This window comes from Kitasatospora sp. NPDC088783 (assembly GCF_044750705.1).
Taxonomy (GTDB): domain Bacteria; phylum Actinomycetota; class Actinomycetes; order Streptomycetales; family Streptomycetaceae; genus Kitasatospora; species Kitasatospora fiedleri.
Genome location: NZ_JBIVKJ010000002.1, coordinates 218910 through 237198, shown reverse-complemented (window position 1 = coordinate 237198; position 18289 = coordinate 218910). Strand labels below are relative to the sequence as shown.

The window sequence follows — 18289 nt, the reverse complement described above, 5'->3', positions numbered from 1 at the left end:
TTCCCCCTGCGGAACCTACCCGCGGGAGCGCCCCGTTCCCCCTCGACCCGCCCGGCCGGAGCCGGGCGGGTGTCCGGCCCGGTTCAGCTGAACGGCAGCAGCAGGACCGGGGCGGCGGTCGGGTGCGGGGAGCCGCCGGCCGGTTCGAGGGTGACGCCGACGCCGGCCGCGCCGTTCAGGGCGCCGGTGAGCAGCAGGGTGCCGTCGCCGGTGGGGAGCAGGCCGGCCGGGCGCATGGTGCCGGCGTCGTCGTACCAGAGCTGGTAGGTGCGGCCGGGGCCCGGGTCGGGCAGGCCGGCGGCGAGGAAGCCGGCCCGGTCGCGGGCGGCCGACCAGACCACGGTGGCCGTGCCGCCGTCGGTGGCGGTGGTCGCGGTGCGGGCGTCCGGTGCGGTGAGCAGCGCGGTGACGGACTCCTGCTGCCGGGTGAGCGCGGCGACCCGGTCGCGGGCCCGTTCGGCCTCGCGGTGCTGCTGGACGGCGAGGCCGCCCGCGCCGACGGCCAGGGCGAGGCAGGCGGCGAGCGCCAGCTTCGGGGCGCGGCGGGCGAACCGGGCCCGCGGCGGGGCCGGGCGGGCGACCCGCGGCGCCTCCTGCCGGACGCCCGGCAGCGCGGCCATGACCCGGGACTTCAGCTCCGGGGGCGGGGCCGCGGCCTCGGCCGCCCCGAGCCGGGCCAGGGTGGCGGCGAACTCGGCCGTCTCCTGGGCGCACGACGGGCAGTGGTCGAGGTGGCGCTCGAAGGCATCGTTCTCCTCGGGACTTAGCGCGTGCGCGGCGTACGCGCCGGTCAGGGTGTGCGGGTCGGGGGCGTGCCGGTCGCGGGTGCGCGGGTCGGTGGTGTTCACGCGCCCACCCCCAGGCAGTCGCGCATCCGGATCAGGGCGTCGCGCATCCGGGTCTTGACGGTGCCGAGCGGTGCGCCGAGCACCTGGGCGACCTCGGGGTAGCTGTAGCCGCGGTAGTAGGCCAGGGTGAGCGACTCGCGCTGGAGTTCGGTCAGGGTGCGCAGGCAGCGCCGCACCTGTTCGCGCTCCAGCCGTCCCTCGACCTGTTCGGCGACCTCGTCGTAGGGCGAGCCGCCGTGCGAGGCCGCCGCGGCCTTCCGGTCGCGGTCGGCGGCGGCCTGCGCGGAGCGGACCCGGTCGACGGCCCGCCGGTGCGCGATGGTCAGCACCCAGGGCAGCACCTCGCCGCGGTCGGCCTGGTAGCGGGCGGCGGTGCGCCACACCTCCAGCAGCACCTCCTGCGCGACCTCCTCGGACTGCGCGACGTCCCGCACCACCCGCCGCACCAGCCCGAACACCGGGCCGGAGACGGCGTCGTAGAGCGCGGCGAACGCCTCCTGGTCGCCCCGCACCACCCGGGCCAGCAACTCCCGCAGTTCCGGTCCCGGCCGCCGTGGCGGGGCCAGTGACACGACGTGGCTCACCCGTCCACCCCGCCCACGACGTTCCTGCGCTGCACCACCGGCACGGGGGCCTCCCTACGGCGGCCGGAACCCCCGACCGCGACGACTCGACAACACGACTCACCCGCTCTTCGTCACGGCCCGCCGTCCGGATTGCCGCCGGACCCGGGCAGTTGTGCGGGTCCCGTCGCCGAGGCCCCCGGCCCGCCCTACTCGGCCCGCAGCCGGGCGATCAGGCCGTCGACGTCGAGGTGCTCGTGCTCGTGGCCGGTCGGGACCAGCGCGTAGCACTCCAGCAGGAAGCCGGTGACGACCTCCGCCGGGATGTTGACCACCGCCGCCCCCGTGCCGCCGTGCAGCGTGATCAGCACCTCGCCGTCGGCGCCGGGCCGGACGGTGACGTCGCCGTGCCCGGCGGGCGCGAGACGGCCCTCGTTGAGCAGGTCGCGCCCGAACACCCATTCCACCGCGTCGATCCGCCCGACCGGCGGGAACACCAGCCGGACCGCGTACGGAACTGAGGAGTCGAAGTGCAGCCCGGCCTCCACCGCCAGGTCCGGGTGCGGGCTGTGCGGAAGCGTGACGGCGGTGGACCAGCAGGTGGCGACGGCCATGCGGTGCGGCCTTCCTTCCAGATGGCGACGGCGAACGGTGCCGAAAGCTGACGGCATGGCCCCGACTACCCGCCCGACCCGGAGATGCGCGGATCCACGCAGAACCTTCACCGATGCCCTCCGGTCACCACACGAACGGCCGAATCCGCGGTGACAGTGGGCCGTGCTGGAGTGGTGGGAACACCCGGCCGTCCGGACCGGGACGACGGAGACGGGGTGGACGTGGACCGGGTGCGGTGGCGGGAGTTCCTCTAGCGGTGGAGCACCGGGTAGCGGTGGAGCACCGGGCGGGCCGACGGCGCGCGGCGTGCTGTCGGTGGTGGGCGCTAGTTTCGGGCGACAGCCCGGGTCCGTCTGTCGGGTGGGCGGGCCCGTGGTCCCCCGAGCTCTGGAGCAGGTGTGCCGACCGCCGATGAACTGATCAGTGCCGAGACCGTCCGCGAGTTGGCGGGTGTCCTGGGGGCCGCGGCCCCGCGTGCGTCCGGGTGGCGGGGGGTGGCGGGCTGTGCGGCGGGGTTGGGCGGGCTGGGGCTGAGTGACCGGGCGCGGCTGGTGGGGGGTGCGGTGGTCGCGGAGGCGGGGGGCGGGTACCGGGAGGTGGCGGGGGCGGTGCGGGCCGCGCTGGGGCGGCCGGAGTTGACGGGGTGGATGGTGTGGCCGGTGTCGGAGGCGGTGGCCGCCGCCGCGACGGCCTCCGGCGAGCCGGGTGACTTCGCCGACGGCCTGGAGCTGCTGGCGGCGCTGACGCCCCGGTTGACCTCGGAGTTCGCGCTGCGCGCCTTCCTGAACGCCGACCTGCCGCGCACCCTGGCCGCCGCGCTGGCCTGGACGTCCTCGCCGGACCCGGCGGTGCGCCGGCTGGCCAGCGAGGGGACCAGGGCGCGGCTGCCGTGGGCCCGGCGGGTCCCGGCGCTGACGGCCGATCCGGGGGTGACCGTCCCGGTCCTGGACGCGCTCTACCGGGACGCGGACCCGAGCGTGCGCCGTTCGGTGGCCAACCACCTCAACGACCTGTCCCGGCTCGACCCGGCGCTGGCCGCCGCGACGGCGGCCCGCTGGGCGGCGGCGCCCGCGCCGAGCACGCCGGGCGTGGTGCGGCACGCGATGCGCACGCTGGTGAAGGAGGGCGATCCGGCGGCGCTGGCGCTGGTGGGCTTCCACGGCGGGCGGGGGGACGTCGAGGTGGTCGGCCCGGTCCTGGAGCGGGACGAGGTGCCGGTGGGCGGCGCGCTGGCGTTCACGGCGCGGGTCACCAACGTCTCGGACGCGCCGGTCTCGCTGGTGATCGACTACGTGGTGCACCACCGGAAGGCGAACGGCCGCACCACCCCGAAGGTGTTCAAGCTGGCCCGCCGCACCCTGGCGCCGGGGGCGGGCGCCGAGCTGTCCCGGGTCCACTCCTTCCGCCCGATCAGCACCCGGGTCTACCACCCGGGCGGGCACGCCGTGCAGTTGCAGGTGAACGGGCACCGTTTCGACCCGGCGCCGTTCACCCTGCTCCCGGCCGGGGAGCGCTCCCCGCGCGCGCCGGAGGGCCGAACGGGCGACTTCCCGTCCGGAACCGCGTAAGTTCGCTGCTGGGCGACGGCGCCCGCGCCGAACGAACCGGGTGCCGTCGCGGACCGAGTGCCGAGCAGAGGACGGGTACGGAAGATGGCTCAGGTTGTCCGGGGTGTGATCGCGCGTGCGAAGGGGGCGCCGGTGGAGGTGGTGCCCGTCGTGGTGCCGGATCCGGGGCCGGGTGAGGCGGTGGTGCGGGTGCAGGCGTGCGGGGTGTGCCACACCGACCTGCACTACCGGGAGGGCGGGATCAACGACGAGTTCCCGTTCCTGCTGGGGCACGAGGCGGCGGGCGTGGTGGAGTCGGTCGGCGCGGGCGTGACGGAGGTCGCCCCGGGCGACTTCGTGATCCTCAACTGGCGTGCGGTGTGCGGACGTTGCCGGGCCTGCAAGCGCGGTCGGCCGTGGTACTGCTTCGCCACCCACAACGCGCGGCAGAAGATGACGCTGGAGGACGGCACCGAGCTGTCCCCGGCGCTGGGCATCGGCGCGTTCGCGGAGAAGACGCTGGTCGCCGCCGGGCAGTGCACCAAGGTCGACCCGGCGGCGTCCCCGGCGGCGGCCGGTCTGCTGGGCTGCGGGGTGATGGCGGGCCTGGGCGCGGCGATCAACACCGGGCAGGTGGGCCGGGGCGACAGCGTCGCGGTGATCGGCTGCGGCGGCGTGGGCAACGCGGCGGTGGTCGGCTCCCGGCTGGCCGGCGCGGGCACGATCATCGCGGTGGACGTGGACGACCGCAAGCTCGCCACCGCGCAGCGCCTGGGCGCGACCCACACCGTCAACTCCCGCGCGGTGGACCCGGTGGAGGCGATCCGCGGGCTGACCGGCGGCAACGGCGCGGACGTGGTGATCGAGGCGGTCGGCCGCCCGGAGACGTACCGGCAGGCGTTCTACGCCCGCGACCTGGCGGGCACGGTGGTGCTGGTGGGCGTGCCGACGCCGGAGATGAAGCTCGAACTGCCGCTGCTGGACGTGTTCGGGCGCGGGGGCGCGCTCAAGTCGTCCTGGTACGGGGACTGCCTGCCGGAGCGGGACTTCCCGATGCTGATCGACCTGTACCTGCAGGGCCGCCTCGACCTGGACGCGTTCGTCAGCGAGACCGTCCCGCTGGACGGCGTGGAGGAGGCGTTCGCCCGGATGCAGCGCGGCGAGGTGCTGCGCTCGGTGGTGGTGTTCTGATGGCGGCCCGGATCGAACGGCTGGTCACCTCGGGCGAGTTCAGCCTGGACGGCGGCACCTGGCAGGTCGACAACAACGTCTGGATCGTCGGGGACGACACCGAGGCGGTGGTGATCGACGCGGCGCACGACGCGAAGGCGATCGCGGCGGCGCTGGGCGGCCGGCGGCTGCTGGCGGTGGTCTCCACCCACGCCCACAACGACCACGTGGACGCGGCGCCGGAGCTGTCGGAGCTGACCGGCGCGCCGGTGCTGCTGCACCCGGCGGACGAGGTGCTGTGGCGGCAGACCCACCCGGACCGCGCGCCGGACGCCCCGCTCGCCGACGGGCAGCGGCTGGCCGTCGCGGGCACCGTGCTGACCGTCCTGCACACCCCGGGCCACAGCCCGGGCGCGGTCAGCCTGTACGCCCCGGAGCTGGGCACCGTCTTCACCGGCGACACCCTGTTCGCGGGCGGCCCGGGCGCCACCGGCCGGTCCTTCTCGGACTTCCCGACCATCATCGCCTCGATCCGCGAGCGGCTGCTGACCCTGCCGCCGGAGACGGTGGTGCACACCGGCCACGGCGATTCGACCACCGTCGGCGCGGAGGCCCCGCAGGTGGAGGAGTGGATCGCCCGGGGCCACTGACCGGGCGTCAGCTCCCGGAGCCCACGGGGCCCACGGACCCCCCTGGGCCCCGGGAGTCCCCGAACCGGACGCCGGCCAGCCGTTCGCGCGCGGGCGCGTCGGCCAGCAGCACCGACCGGGCGCCGGGGAACGCCGCCCGCCCGCGCCGTTCGAGCCGGTCCAGCAGCCGGGCGGTGCGCCGCACGTGCAGCCGGAAGGTGCGCGGCGCGGCGGTGCGGGCCCGGGCGTGCTGCCCGGCCAGGGCCTCGGCGGGGCGGACGGCGAGCAGCACCACGTGCAGCTCGCGCCCGTACCGCCGGGCCCAGTGGGCGAGCGCCCGGCGCATCCACCAGCGGCTGGCGCAGTCGTGCACCAGCAGCGGGCCGGGGCGGCGGAACGCGGCCCGGGTGCGCAGCAGGTGCAGCAGGCGCACGGCGGGGCGGTAGACGGGGTAGGGCAGGGCGGCGGGCATCCGGGCCCGGCAGGCGAGCCGGGTGGTGCGCGGGTCGATCAGCCCGGCGGGGGCGTCCCAGCGCCGCAGCAGGGTGCTCTTGCCGCTGCCGGGGACGCCGCCGACCACCACGACCGCGTCCGGCCCGTAGTGCAGCGCCAGCGGCGGGCCGGAGCGGCCGCGCAGGTCGGCGACCCCGCGCGGGGCGTACCCGGTGACCTGCACGTGCTCGCTCCTCCCCCGCGGCGCGCTCCTCCCCCGCGGTCCGCCGGGCAGCCTACCGGGGCGCCCCCTCCTCCAGCCGGATCGCCCCCGCCGGGCAGGCGGCGACGGCGTCGGCGACCTCCCGGACGAGCTCGGCGGGCGGCCGGGCGTCGAGCAGCACGACGGTGCCGTCCTCGTCGCTCTGGTCGAACACCTCGGGGGCGGCGAGGACGCACTGCCCGGCGCCGCAGCACCTGTCCCGGTCGACGTGGACGATCATGGTGGTTCCTCTCGCTTCGGTTCCGGGGTTCACCAGGCGACGGGCAGCGACTCGACGCCGTAGACGGTCATCTCGTGCCGGAAGCGGATCTCCTCGAAGGGCACGGCCAGCCGCAGGTCGGGCAGTCGGCGCAGCAGGGTGTCGAGGGCGATCTCCAGCTCCAGCCGGGCCAGCGGCTGGCCGAGGCACTGGTGGACGCCGAAGCCGAAGGCGAGGTGGCGGCGGGTGTCGCGGGTCAGGTCGAGCGCGTCGCCGTCGGGGTAGCGCTCGTGGTCGCGGTTGGCGGTGTTGAGCTGGCAGATGACGCCCTCGCCGGCCCGGATCAGCACGCCGCCGATCTCGGCGTCCTCGATCGCGACCCGGGTGACGCCGGTCTGCACGATGCTGAGCCAGCGCAGCAGTTCCTCGACGGCGGCGGGCGTGGCCTCGGGGTGGGCGCGCAGGTGGGCGAGCTGGTCGGGGTGGCGCAGCAGGGCGAGGACGGAGAGCGCGGTCATGTTGGCGGTGGTCTCGTGGCCGGCGATCAGCAGCAGGCGGCCCATGGCGCCGATGTCCTGGGTGGAGAGTTCGCCGCGGGCGACCAGGCGGCTGAGGATGCCGTCGTCGGGGTGGGCGCGCTTGCTGTCGGTGAGGGCGTCGAGGTAGTCGACCAGGCTCTGCTGGGCGGCGGTGGCCTGTTCGGTGCTGGTGCTGCGGTCCAGCAGGGTGCGGCTGCAGTGCTGGAAGAACTCGTGGTCCTCGTAGGGGACGCCGAGCAGCAGGCAGATCACCAGGGAGGGCAGCGGGAGGGCGAACTCGGCGACCAGGTCGGCGGCGGTGCGGCCGGTGGTCATCCGGTCGAACAGGTCGTCGGCGACCTGCTGGATGGCGGGGCGCAGCGCGGCGGTCTTGCGGAGGGTGAAGTCGCCGGTGAGCATCCGGCGCAGGTGGCCGTGCTCGGGGTCGTCCATCCGGATGAACGAGGTGTTGCCGGTGCCGAGTTGGCGGGCGGCGGCGCTGAGGAAGGGGAAGCCGGGGCGGGTGGCGTCGGCGCTGAAGCGGGGGTCGGCGAGGACGGTGCGGGCGTCCTGGTGGCGGGTGATCAGCCAGCAGGGGGTGTCGTCCCAGAGGGCGACCCGGGTGACGGGTTCGTCCTCCCGGGCCTGCTGGTAGACGGGCGGCGGCGCGAACGGGCAGGCGCCGCGCGGGGCGGGGTGGGAGGTGGTGGCGGCAGTGGCCATGCTGGGGTCCCTTCCCGGGGCCGGGGGCTGCCGTCCGGGCCCGGTGGGGGCGGGGCGCTGCAGGGCGGCCCGGCAATTGAGTGCCTAGGGCAACTAACTCACGGTCACGCTAACTCGCGTTCCGTGGCCACGGGAAGGACACCCGGCCGCCGGGGCGGATTCTGTCCGGATTCCGGCGTGTCCGAACCGCCGCCGCGGGCGGCCGCCCCCGCACCCACCAGGCGTGTCCATGCCGGACGGGGTGGGCGGGCGGCCGGGCGCGCGGTCGAGAACGGGCCACCGCCCGTCCGGGGACGGTTTCCCCCCGGCCCCGTTGATCGCCTACACTCGGAGCCGCGAAGGGGAGTAGTCCCGAAACACCACCGGTCGACACACTGGACGGCGTGCCCGTCCCGGCCCGTGGGTCGCGGCGCGCAAGCCGCCGCGACGGACGAGACCTTCGGCCCGTGCATGACCCTGCCGCGCCACCGCGCGGGAGGTCTCGTCGTGCCGGGCCGAGAGGTTCGCCCGTCGCCCGCCCGGTGCCGTTCGAGCCCGCGGCCCGGCCCCTTGCAGAAAGCACTGCGATGTCCTTCGACCCCCTGGCGATGCTCACCGCCTTCGGGCTGATCTTCCTGGCCGAACTTCCCGACAAGACGATGTTCGCCTCGCTGGCCATGGGCACCCGCATGCGCCCGCTCTACGTCTGGTTCGGCACCTCGGCGGCGTTCATCGTGCACGTGGCGATCGCCGTCGGCGCGGGCAGCCTGCTGGGTCTGCTGCCGGGCCTGGCCGTCAAACTGGTCTCCGCCGCGCTGTTCGCCTTCGGCGCGATCGTGCTGCTGCGCTCGGGCGGCGACGAGGACGGCGAGGAGGGCGGCCCGAAGACGGTCACCGGCTTCTGGCCGGTCTGGGCGACGGCGTTCACCACGGTGTTCATCGGCGAGTGGGGCGACCTGACCCAGATCACCACCGCCAACCTCGCCGCCACCAACGGCTGGCTGCCCACCGCGATCGGCTCCGCCGCCGCCCTGATGTCGGTCTCCGCCCTGGCCCTGCTGGTCGGCCGGGTCATCGCCAAGCGCGTCCCGCTGCGCACCATCCAGCGCGTCGGCGGCCTGTGCATGGCGGTCCTGGCCGTCTGGACCCTGATCGAGGCGTTCACCGGCTGACGGCCGCCTCCCCCGACGGCCCGGCCGCCCCGCCTCCACCCCGGCGGGACGGCCGGGCCGTCGTCGTCCTCCCGCGCAGTCCTCCTGCGCAGTCCTCCCGCGCCGCCCGCCGGGTCCGGCGGCGGGTCAGGAGACGGACACCGCGCTCCAGGCGGCGCCCACCGCCGCGTACTCGGCCGAGCCCGCGCCGTACAGGTCGCGGGCGGCGTTCAGCGAGGCGGTGCGGGCGCCCTTGTAGTCGGTGGTGGAGGTCATGTAGACGGTCAGCGCCCGGTACCAGATCGCGGCGGCCTTCCGGTTGCCGATGCCGGTGACGGTGGAGCCGTCGCAGGTCGGGCTGTTGTAGGCGACGCCGTTGACGGTCTTGGCGCCGCTGCCCTCGCTGACCAGGTAGAACCAGTGGTTGCCGACGCCGGAGGAGTAGTGGACGTCCAGCCGGGCGACCTTGCTGCTCCAGCAGTCCGCCGAGCCGCCGTCCAGCGAGGGCTTGTCGAAGCGGCGCAGCCAGGGCGGGGTGGACTGGTCGCTGAACAGGTAGTCGCCCCTGTCCACCGGGTTGTCGGCGTACCACTCGACCATGGTGCCGAAGATGTCGCTGGTGGACTCGTTCAGGCTGCCGGACTCGCCGCTGTAGCGCAGGTTGGCGGTGGCGCTGGTGACGCCGTGGGTCATCTCGTGGCCCATGGTGTCGAGGTCGACCTGCTCGGGGTCGGTGCTGCCGTCGCCGTCGCCGGCCATCATGCAGAAGCAGGCGTCCGACCACTGGGCGTTGTCCCAGCGGGTGCCGACGTGGACGAAGACGGTGGCGCCCTTGCCGTCGTTCTTGATGCCGCTGCGGCCGAAGGTGTTCTTGTAGTAGTCGTACGTCCAGGCGGTGTTGGCGTGGGCGTCGACGGCGGCGGTGGCCCGGTCGGTGGAGAACTTCCGGCCGTCGCCCCACACGTTGTCCGTGTCGGTGTAGAGCGTCCCGGAGGTGGCCTTGACGCTGCTCGCGGAGAGGTTGTGGGCGTCCCTGGTGGTGTGGCCGCGGACGGGGTCGATCAGCGCGTAGCCGCCGCCGGCCTGCTGGGTGGTGCCGAGGGGGACGTCGCCGGTGTACTCGGAGTGGCCGGTGCCGGTCGCGGAGTGCTCGGCGTCGTAGCTGTCGATGGCGGCGCCGGTGGTGGCGTCGGTGACCACCACCCGGCCGGCGGGCTGGCCCTGCTTGCCGGCGCCGGTGACGGTGGTGCGCCAGGCCAGGCGGGCGGGGCCGTCGGCGGCCCAGACCACGAGTTCGGGGCTGGCGGCGGCGCCGGATATGCCCTGGACGTGGCCGAGCGCCTCGGTGGCGCTGCGCTGCGCGGGGACCGCCGGGCTGGTCGAGGGCACCGCCGGGTCGTGGCCCGCGGCCCGGGAGGAGTCGGTGAGCCGCCCGCGCGCGTCCTGGTGCACCACCAGGTCGCCGCCGACCACCGGCAGTCCGCGGTAGCTGCGGTCGAAGCGGACGTGCTGACCGCCGTCCGGGTCGAGCACCACGTCCTTGAGGACGAGGTCCTGCCCGGGGCCGTAGCCGAACAGCGCGGGGTGGTGGGCGACGTTCGCCCGGGCCCGGGCGACGGCCGCGTCCCGGCCGGACGGGCCGCCGGCGGCGTCGGCGGTGCCCGCGGTGACGGCGGTGAGCAGGAGGGCGGCGGTGGCGGCGAGGGCGGCCGCGCCGAGGGCGTGGCGGTGCGCGGAGGAGGGGCTCACGCGGGGCTCCAGTCGGGGTAGCTGGGAGGGGGCCGACCGTGAGCCTGACGATGAACAGACAAACACTTCTAGTAAACAGAACGGAACGTGATGCTTTCGTAGCGCTCCGCCCGCACGGCTACCCGGCGCGCTCCGGGCGGTAGCCGCGCGCCCACAGGGTGGCGAGCAGCAGCAGGAGCACCACCGGGCCGGCGGCGAGCGACACCGGCAGCAGGGCCAGCAGCAGCGGCAGCAGCACCGCCGGGGCGAAGTGCGCCAGGAGGCCGCGCGCCCGGCCCGGGGTGTCCAGGGTCGGCAGCACCGCCACCGCCGTCACCGCGAAGTAGCCGGCCAGGGCGGCGCACAGCAGCCGCCGGGTGTCGTCGGGCAGCGGGCCGCCGGCGTGCTCGACCGCCCGGCCGAGACCGGCCGCCAGCGCCGCCAGCGCGGCGGAGCCCAGCGCGTGGCAGAGCAGCACCCAGCGCGGCCGGCCGCCCGCGAGCAGCTGCGGGAAGGCGACCGCGCCGCGCCGCACGCTCAGCACCGACAGCGCGGCCAGCAGCGTCATCGCGGCCAGCCCGGTCCAGGCCAGCCGGGCGTCCCAGTGCTCCCGGTCGGACGCGGCGCGGATCACCTGGATCACGCCCTCGCCGAGCACGATCACCATGAACAGGCCCAGCCGCTCCCCCAGGTGCGCGGCGTCCACCTCCGCCTCGCGCAGCTCCGGCAGCGGCCGGTCCGCCCCCGGCGCGCCCGGGTGCCGCCGCTGCCGGGCCCGCCAGCGCGCGGCGATCCGCTCCCGGTCGTCGCCCCTGGCGGCGGCCAGCAGCAGCGCGTCCACCAGCAGGCCGGCACCCCACAGCCAGTAGCGCCAGCCCTCCGGCGCGAAGAGCGACACCACCCACGGCACCGAGCCCGCCGCGTACTGCGCGATCGGCCAGTCCGGCACCACCAGCAGGCTCCGGCCCTGCCGCCACAGCCGCCCCGCGTACCAGCGCAGCAGCACGTAGGCGAGCGCGAAGGCGTTCGCCCGGGTGCTCTCGTGCACGCCCTCGACGGCCGCCGCCATCACCGCCATCCCGGCCATCGCCACGAACAGCGCGAACGAGCTGGTCCTCTCCGCGGCCACGTCCCCGTACACCGTGAAGCACGCCCAGGTCAGCCAGAACGCCCCGAACAGCAGCCCGTACAGCCCGACCGCGCCCCAGTCCGGCCCGGCGTGCAGCAGGTGCGCCAGCTGCCCGACCCCGGCCACCGCGATCAGGTCGAAGAACAGCTCGTTCCACCCCGCGTGCCGCTCGGCCGCCGCGCCCGTCCCGTCCTCCGCGTCCACCTCCCCATGATCGGCACCGCCCGGCCGGGGACGGCTCCGGCGCGCCGCACGCGCCCCGCGCGCCGCATCCGCCTCAGCGCAGGACGCCCGCCCGGCGGGCCGCCGCCACCCACTGCGGGAACTCGGACAGCAGGCGGTCGTAGAGCTCCGGGTCCGGGAGGGTGCTGATGTCGTCGACCGTGAAGAAGCCGACGTTGTCGACCCGGCGGCCGGGCAGCGTGTCGAAGCGCTCCAGGACGCCGTAGTCGCCGTGGCCGAGGCCGACGAACTGCCAGAACAGCGGCTCCTCGACGGCCGCCCGCAGCTCGCGCTCGATCTCGCTGTTGCGGTGGATGCCGCCGTCGGAGAAGAACAGCACCAGGGTCGGCTCGTCCGCCGGGTTCTCCCGGACGTGGTCGCGGACCTGCGCGATCACCCGCGGCTCGTCGTTGCTGATGCCGACCGCCTTCATGTCGATCCGCCCGTCGGGCAGCGGCGGACGGAGCTTGCGGCGGCCGAACAGCGACACCTCACCGACCCGGACGTGCCGGCCCAGCCACTGCGGCAGCTCGGACAGCCGCAGGTCGGGCAGCCGGGCGGGCCAGGTGGCGAAGGTCCACGCCTGCATGGTGCGGTCCGCGTCCAACTGGGCGGCGACGGCGGCCATCCGCTCCACCACGTCGGCGACCACGCCCCGCTGGTAGAGCCCGGCCATCGAACCGGAGGCGTCCAGCACCAGGACCACCCGCGCGGTGAGGTGCTGGGCGCCGTGCTTGCGCAGGCTGACCGCGACCTGCCGCTTGCGCAGGCTCAGCCGCTCGCGCATGTCGACGGGCAGCGCCAGCTCGTCCTGGACCGAAGCCTCCTGACGATCTGTCACCTCCGGCACCGTCACAGGCGCGGGCTCCGGCTCCGGCTCCGGCTCCGGCTCCGGCTCCGGCTCCGGGAGGGTGAACCCGTGCGCGACGGCGAGGCCCGCCAGGCCGTCCGCCCAGCCCTGGCCGACGGCGCGGAACTTCCAGCGGCCCTCGCGCCGGTACAGCTCGCCGCAGACCAGCACGGTCTCCGCGCCCGCGCCGGGGTCGAAGCGCGCCAACTCGGCCCCGCCGCGGGCGTCGTCGAGCAGCAGCGACAGCCCGGGGACGGCGCCGAGCCCGGCCCCGTCCGAGAGCGCCAGCAGCAGCACCCGCTGCACGGCGGGCGCCAGCGCGGCCAGGTCGACGTCGATCCCGTCCGGCCGCACCAGGACGCCGGGGGCCTGCGCCCGGACCAGCCGCGGGCCGTCGTCCGGCCCGATCAGCAGCGCGGCGGTGCCGACCGCGGGGACGCCGGGCCCGGCGCGCCAGGTGAGCCGGGCCCGGACGGCGGCGGCGTCGACCGGCAGGTTGCCGCCCTTGAGGAGTGGAGTCGCTGTCACCTCCCCAGTCTGCCCGCCGCGACCGCGCCGGGCACCGTCCGGTCCCGGTCGGCCGCGCGTGCGCGGGTTACGGTGGGACGGGAGCGAGGTGGTCCGGGTGCGGACGGTGACCGACTGGCTGGGCGGCCTGTCCGGGCCGGTGGTGTACGCGGTGGTGGCGGCGCTGGTGTTCGCCGAGGACGCGCTGTTCTTCGGCTTCGTGCTGCCCGGCGAGACCGCGGCGGTGCTCGGCGGGGTGCTGGCCCACCAGGGCGGTGTCTCGCTGGGCTGGATCCTGGTGACGGTGGTGGGCGCGGCGGTGCTCGGCGACTCGGTCGGCTACGAGGTGGGCCGGCGGCTGGGCCCGCGGGTGCTGGAGACCAAGTCGCTGCGCCGGCACGCCGACCGGATCGGCCGCGCCCAGGACCTGATCCGCCGCCGGGGCCCGGCGGCCGTCCTGCTGGGCCGGTTCGTGGCCTTCTTCCGCGCCCTGATGCCCGCCCTGGCGGGAGTGTCCCGGATGCCCTACCGCCGGTTCCTGCTCTTCAACGCACTCGGCGGCCTGCTGTGGGGCGTCGGCTTCGTCCTGCTCGGCTACTTCGCGGGCGCGGCCTACACCAGGGTGGAGGGGACGGTCGGCCGGACCGCCGCGCTGGTGGTGGCGGGCGTGCTGGTGCTGGCGGTGCTGGTCCACTACGTCCGCGGCCACCGCAGGGAGCACGCCCGGGAGCAGGAGCAGGAGCACGCGGACGGGGACGGGGACGGGGACGACTGACCCGACCGGAGGGGACCGTTCGGCCTCGGCCCGGCCCCGGTGCGCGGCGGCCGGTTCAGCGCGCCGTCTCGCGGATGTTCGGGACGGCCCGGACCAGGGTGACCACGCCGCCGGCCACCAGGGCGACGGCGAGGAGTTCGGGGACCAGCAGCAGGCCGGTGCGGACCTCCTCGTCGAACAGGACGACGCCGAGCAGCAGGCTGACCGAGGCGTCGCCGATGGTCAGCGCGGGCTGGGAGGCGAGCAGCGGGCCGGCCTGGAGGGCGTTCTCCAGCAGCAGGACGGCGGCGATGCCGGTGAGCGCGAAGCCGTACGTCTGCCAGGCGGTCAGGAAGGCGGCCGGGCCGTGGTCGGAGAAGGTGCCGGTGGCGGACTTCAGCAGGGCCGCGGTCAGCGCGTTGCCGATCGCGGCGGCGGTGCCCAGGGCCCCGGCCCGGAAGACCGGGCCCCGGCCGCGGGCGGCGGCCACGCAGAGCGCCATCGCCCCGAGGCAGCCGGTCAGGACGGGCGTCCACCGGCTCATCGGCGCGTGGTCCTCGGCCCCGGAGGGCGCGGCGCACCCGAGGAACACCGCGAGGCCGCCGACCACGGCCGCGACGCCCGCCCATCCGGCGGGCGGGATCCGCCGGTGCAGCAGCGGCGCGGCGATCAGCAGCGCGAACGGCAGTTCCAGCACGAAGACCGGCTGCACCAGCGCGAGCGGCCCGAACACCAGGGCCAGGGCCTGGAACAGCGCCGCCCCGGCCACCCCGAGGATGCCCAGCACCCAGGCCGGGTCCCGGGCCAGCACCGCCAGGAAGCGCAGTCCCCCGCCCCGTGCCACCCGGGACGCCGCCTTCCGCTGGAAGGCGGTCCCGGCCGCGTTGGAGGCGGCCCCGAGCACGGCGAACACCACTGCGAGCACGTCCACCCGAGACCGGTTCCCCCCTCCGCGCCCCCGAACCCCCGCTTCCCCCGGACGGCCGAAGCCCCTTCCCCGGGAGGGGAAGGGGCTTCGGAGCGGCGGTTACCGCTGGCCGGTCCAGGCGGAGCGGGGCTGGGTCTTCACGCCGCGGAGGGAGGCCGGGTCGATGTCGACGTCGGCGTAGAAGACGCCGAGGTTGTAGCCGTCGCCCTGGGTGTTGACGGTGATGTTGATGTCGCTGTCGGCGTTGCGCAGGTACGGGGAGACGTCCCAGCGGTTGGCGTCGTAGCCGAAGGAGTTGGGGTAGGCGGGGTTGCGCGGGAAGCGCTGGGCCGGGTCGGCGTTGTCGAGGTTGGAGGTGAAGGCGTCGTCCGCCGGGTGCAGGGCGTCGGAGAAGCGGGTGAGCGGGCCGTTGGTGGACTTCATGTCCATCGTGTCGCCGGTCCACTTGTGGTCGCCGTCGTAGACGACCCAGCCGAGGTGGCCGGTGACGGGGCCGCTGGCGGGGGTCTTGATGCCGCTCAGGACGCCGGTGAGGGCGGGGCTGTTGGGCAGTTCGGGCTGGAAGCCGTCCCAGACGTGCAGGTGGCGCAGGGGCTCGCACTCGCGCTCGTAGGCGACGACGACCGTCCAGCCGCCCCAGCTGTGGGCCTTGACGACGGAGTCCATGTCGGCGGCCTCGTAGGTGCCGGAGCCGTGGTTGCGGACCTGCTCGGTGATGTCGGCGGAGGCCTGGTAGCTGCTCTCGTCGTCGGTGGTGATGTAGCCGATGGAGGGCTGCTGGTTGGCGATGTTGGTGTACTGGGCGTCGCCGGGGAACTTGAAGTAGATCTCGTCGATCTGGCTCTCGGGCAGGACGGTGCTGCCGATGCCGCGGGTGCCGCCCCAGTAGAGGCGGGCGAACTTGACGGTGGCGTCCTCGGGGATCTGGAGGTCGGCGGAGCTGGAGGAGTAGATCGGGTCGCCGAGCGGGCCGATGTGGCCGGGGCCGTCGATGTTGATGTACTTCATCTGGAAGTTGTTGTTGATCGGGCGCGACCCGTCCCCGTTGCGGGCCTGCTCGCAGGGGGCCTGGGCCGGGTCGACGGGGGGCTGGGTCTCGTCGCAGGTCATCAGGGTGTTGCTGATGTGGGTGATGCCGCCGTGGAAGTCGCCCTCGAAACGGGTGGTGAAGGGCAGCCGGTTCTCGTTGATGGTGGTCGCGGCCGTGACCCGCTGGTGGGGGGCGGGACGGCTGTCGGTGGAGTACGCGGCCGGGACGGCCAGGGTGCTCGCGGCGGCCACGAAGGCGGAGGTGGCGATCAGGGCGCGCCGGGTGGGACGGGGACGAGACAAGGCGGGGTCTCCTCTGACGAACGGTCGGGTGCCTTCTTGCGAAGACACGCCAACCTGACCATCCGTCAGGCCGGAGATCGGCGTATTGGGCCGAACGACGGCATTCCTGAGTGTTTCCTGGGAACGCCGCCGTCCGGAGGTGGCGGCCGGGCCGCCGGCGTCCGTGGTGCGGCCCGCCGCGCGCTCGGGCCGGAGTGCGCGGCGGGCCGTGTCCGGGGTGGCCGGTCAGTGGGGCGGGCGGGCGGCGGGGGGCCGGTCAGTGGGGCGGGCGGTCAGCGGGTCGTCACGGGTAGGAGACGACGTTGCTGGGGCCGCCGAAGGTGGGGTCGACGGCGCGGCCGGTGCCGTTGATCACCGAGTCGATGCCGCCGGAGCCGTTCAGGAAGACGGTCAGCAGGTCGTGGAACCTGACGCCCGGGGTGCTCGGGGCCTGGAAGGCCGTGGAGTTGCGGATGTCGACGCCCTGGTTGAAGTAGGAGTAGCTGCCCATGCCCCAGCCCTCGAAGGTCTTCACCTTCGGGCCGACGGCGAACGCCGGGTAGCCCTTCTGCTTCCTGCTCGCCATCCAGGCGGCCTGGTTCGGCACGTCGTAGGGGTTCTCGTTCTGGAAGAACACCACCTTGCCGTGCTCGCCGTTCCACTCGACCTCGGTCTTCTGGAAGTGCTCGACGGCGAGGCCGGTGGCGGTGACCCGGTCGCCGTTGACGACCAGTCCGGTGTCGCTGCGGGCGCCGGTCCAACTGCCGCCGCCGGCGCCGTGGTCGGCGCGCCAGATCCAGGCGTCGTCGATCAGGGTGTCGTCGCTGTTGACCTCCAGCGCGGTGTCGGCCGCGCCGTTCAGCGCGCCGCCGACCCGGAAGAACACGTCGGACAGGGCGATCGGGTCGTTGCGGTGCGAGTCGCCGCTCCCCCGGTCGCCGACCTGCATCAGGACCTTGGACTTCTTCTCCCCCGCGTCGATGATCAGGCCGGAGACGTTGACGCCGTCCACGTCGTCGACCTTGACGGCGGCGTTGCCCCCGGTCGGGACGAGGGTGGCGAAGCCGAGGCCGATCACCTGGGTGCCGGGACGGGTCACCTTGATCGCGTCGGGCAGTCGGTGGACGCCGGGGGTGAGCAGCAGGTGGCGGCCGGCCTTGAGGGCGGCGTTGATCTGCTTGACGTCGGCGCCGGGGCGGACCACGTAGAAGTCGTCCAGGGAGATCGAGCGGCCGGGGGTGGCGCCGTCCGCCCAGCTGGTGCCGCGCGCGTCGCGTCGCACGGCGGGCACGAACACCCGGTACCGGCCGCGGTCGTCCAGGTAGAGGTAGGGGGCCTCGCGGGTGACCGGGCAGGTGTCCAGGGTGGTGTAGGGGGCGGCGGCCGGGTCGGTGGAGAAGGACTGCGCGGGGGCGCCCTCGGTGCCGCAGAACACCTGGTTCCAGACGCCGTTGCTCCAGCCGTCCAGGCTGCTGGTGCGGGTGAAGAACTGCTGCTGGGAGCCGTTGACCACGGTGGCGCCGGTGAACTCGGAGTCGGCGATGAAGCCGCCGCTGGCCCAGGAGGGCGAGCCGGTGCAGTAGTCCATCAGCGTCACGTTGCCGTTCAGCCGGACCCGGCGCAGCGGCGCGGCCTGGGAGACCGCCCAGAAGTCGGTGTTGCCGTAACAGCCGCTCTGGCCCGCGACGTTGACGGTGAGGTTGCTGAGCGAGCGCCAGAAGTTGGTGGTGGCGTAGCACTGCGACTGGTCGCCGCCGACGCACTGGTTGTACACGTTGACGGAGCCGTTGATCACCACGTCGCCGGGGTTGCGGCCGAGGCCGGCCACGCTCTCGTAGAAGCCGACCGGGAAGACCAGCGGGTCGGCGGCGGTGCCGTAGGTGCCGGGCTTGAACAGGACGGCGTAGCGCTGGGGGCCGAACTCGTTGCCGGCCTGGGCCTGGGCGAGGGCGTTCAGCCGGTCCTGGATCTGGGCCTTGGGCATGCTCGGGTCGAGCACGATCGCGTTCTCGCCGAGACTGCCGCCGCCGGGCGGCACGGGGGCCGCGGCGGCCTGGGTGGTGGGGGCGACGAGGGTCGCGACCAGGGCGGTCGCGGCGGCGGCCGCGAGGCCGTATCTGCGGTACCGGGGAGCTCGGTTCATGGGGGTGCACACCCATCTGGTGGGATCCGGGGAGGACGGCCGGGACCGGACGGCTCGCTG

General features: G+C 75.0%; 17 protein-coding genes. 5 read left to right on the top strand and 12 right to left on the bottom strand.

What is annotated here, in order from left to right; genetic code table 11:
* Positions 1 to 83: 83 nt before the first annotated feature.
* From ACIP60_RS05485 to ACIP60_RS05475, 3 genes are all read right to left on the bottom strand, one after another.
* Positions 84 to 848 (bottom strand): anti-sigma factor domain-containing protein, encoded by a 765-nt coding sequence (locus ACIP60_RS05485; protein ID WP_400680321.1) that lies wholly within the window; start codon positions 846 to 848, stop codon positions 84 to 86.
* Positions 845 to 1432 carry an ECF RNA polymerase sigma factor SigK gene (gene sigK / locus ACIP60_RS05480; RefSeq protein WP_100834814.1) on the bottom strand — a complete coding sequence of 196 codons (588 nt, stop codon included), beginning with the start codon at positions 1430 to 1432 and terminating at the stop codon, positions 845 to 847. The genes ACIP60_RS05485 and sigK overlap by 4 nt, the downstream gene beginning before the upstream one ends.
* Before the next feature lie 188 nt (positions 1433 to 1620).
* Positions 1621 to 2025 carry an SsgA family sporulation/cell division regulator gene (locus ACIP60_RS05475; RefSeq protein WP_400680318.1) on the bottom strand — a complete coding sequence of 135 codons (405 nt, stop codon included), beginning with the start codon at positions 2023 to 2025 and terminating at the stop codon, positions 1621 to 1623.
* Positions 2026 to 2424: 399 nt separating this feature from the next.
* Here ACIP60_RS05475 and ACIP60_RS05470 point away from each other — a divergent pair, with 399 nt between their 5' ends.
* From ACIP60_RS05470 to ACIP60_RS05460, 3 genes are all read left to right on the top strand, one after another.
* Entirely contained in the window at positions 2425 to 3594 is a 1170-nt protein-coding gene (locus ACIP60_RS05470) for a DNA alkylation repair protein (RefSeq protein ID WP_400680316.1), read from the top strand.
* 84 nt (positions 3595 to 3678) lie between these two features.
* Positions 3679 to 4764, top strand: a complete 1086-nt coding sequence (locus ACIP60_RS05465; protein WP_400680314.1) for an S-(hydroxymethyl)mycothiol dehydrogenase — start codon at positions 3679 to 3681, stop codon at positions 4762 to 4764.
* Positions 4764 to 5393 (top strand): MBL fold metallo-hydrolase, encoded by a 630-nt coding sequence (locus ACIP60_RS05460; RefSeq protein WP_400680312.1) that lies wholly within the window; start codon positions 4764 to 4766, stop codon positions 5391 to 5393. The genes ACIP60_RS05465 and ACIP60_RS05460 overlap by 1 nt, the downstream gene beginning before the upstream one ends.
* A gap of 7 nt (positions 5394 to 5400) precedes the next feature.
* Here the strand turns inward: ACIP60_RS05460 and ACIP60_RS05455 are convergent, their stop codons facing one another.
* Genes ACIP60_RS05455 through ACIP60_RS05445 form a run of 3 tightly spaced genes read right to left on the bottom strand, consistent with a single transcriptional unit; the run spans position 5401 to position 7527 of the window.
* A complete protein-coding gene (locus tag ACIP60_RS05455) occupies positions 5401 to 6048 on the bottom strand; it encodes an AAA family ATPase (protein ID WP_400680309.1) in 648 nt (215 codons plus the stop codon).
* Positions 6049 to 6100: 52 nt separating this feature from the next.
* Positions 6101 to 6307 carry a ferredoxin gene (locus ACIP60_RS05450; RefSeq protein ID WP_100834821.1) on the bottom strand — a complete coding sequence of 69 codons (207 nt, stop codon included), beginning with the start codon at positions 6305 to 6307 and terminating at the stop codon, positions 6101 to 6103.
* A gap of 29 nt (positions 6308 to 6336) precedes the next feature.
* Complete coding sequence (locus ACIP60_RS05445) at positions 6337 to 7527, bottom strand: cytochrome P450 (protein ID WP_400680306.1); 1191 nt, start codon at positions 7525 to 7527, stop codon at positions 6337 to 6339.
* Positions 7528 to 8093: 566 nt separating this feature from the next.
* Here ACIP60_RS05445 and ACIP60_RS05440 point away from each other — a divergent pair.
* Entirely contained in the window at positions 8094 to 8678 is a 585-nt protein-coding gene (locus ACIP60_RS05440; protein WP_400680303.1) for a TMEM165/GDT1 family protein, read from the top strand.
* Between the two features lie 126 nt (positions 8679 to 8804).
* On the opposite strand, the gene ACIP60_RS05435 is transcribed toward ACIP60_RS05440, so the two are convergent.
* The 3 genes from ACIP60_RS05435 to ACIP60_RS05425 all read right to left on the bottom strand — a co-directional run bounded on the left by ACIP60_RS05435 (position 8805) and on the right by ACIP60_RS05425 (position 13114).
* Positions 8805 to 10406 carry a M4 family metallopeptidase gene (locus ACIP60_RS05435; RefSeq protein WP_400680301.1) on the bottom strand — a complete coding sequence of 534 codons (1602 nt, stop codon included), beginning with the start codon at positions 10404 to 10406 and terminating at the stop codon, positions 8805 to 8807.
* A 118-nt stretch (positions 10407 to 10524) separates the two neighbouring features.
* Positions 10525 to 11718, bottom strand: a complete 1194-nt coding sequence (locus ACIP60_RS05430; RefSeq protein ID WP_400680299.1) for a low temperature requirement protein A — start codon at positions 11716 to 11718, stop codon at positions 10525 to 10527.
* A gap of 73 nt (positions 11719 to 11791) precedes the next feature.
* Positions 11792 to 13114 carry a VWA domain-containing protein gene (locus tag ACIP60_RS05425; RefSeq protein WP_400680298.1) on the bottom strand — a complete coding sequence of 441 codons (1323 nt, stop codon included), beginning with the start codon at positions 13112 to 13114 and terminating at the stop codon, positions 11792 to 11794.
* Positions 13115 to 13211: 97 nt separating this feature from the next.
* On the opposite strand from ACIP60_RS05425, the gene ACIP60_RS05420 reads away from it, so the two are divergent.
* A complete protein-coding gene (locus ACIP60_RS05420; RefSeq protein ID WP_400680296.1) occupies positions 13212 to 13868 on the top strand; it encodes a DedA family protein in 657 nt (218 codons plus the stop codon).
* A 55-nt stretch (positions 13869 to 13923) separates the two neighbouring features.
* Here ACIP60_RS05420 and ACIP60_RS05415 read toward each other — a convergent pair whose 3' ends face one another.
* The 3 genes from ACIP60_RS05415 to ACIP60_RS05405 all read right to left on the bottom strand — a co-directional run bounded on the left by ACIP60_RS05415 (position 13924) and on the right by ACIP60_RS05405 (position 18229).
* A complete protein-coding gene (locus tag ACIP60_RS05415) occupies positions 13924 to 14778 on the bottom strand; it encodes a DMT family transporter (RefSeq protein WP_400680295.1) in 855 nt (284 codons plus the stop codon).
* Between the two features lie 96 nt (positions 14779 to 14874).
* The gene (locus ACIP60_RS05410; RefSeq protein ID WP_400680293.1) at positions 14875 to 16107 is read right to left on the bottom strand and encodes a hypothetical protein; all 1233 of its coding nucleotides are present in this window, start codon (positions 16105 to 16107) and stop codon (positions 14875 to 14877) included.
* Between the two features lie 283 nt (positions 16108 to 16390).
* Positions 16391 to 18229, bottom strand: coding sequence for a hypothetical protein (locus ACIP60_RS05405; protein ID WP_400680290.1), 1839 nt, complete (start codon positions 18227 to 18229; stop codon positions 16391 to 16393).
* Positions 18230 to 18289: the final 60 nt, after the last annotated feature.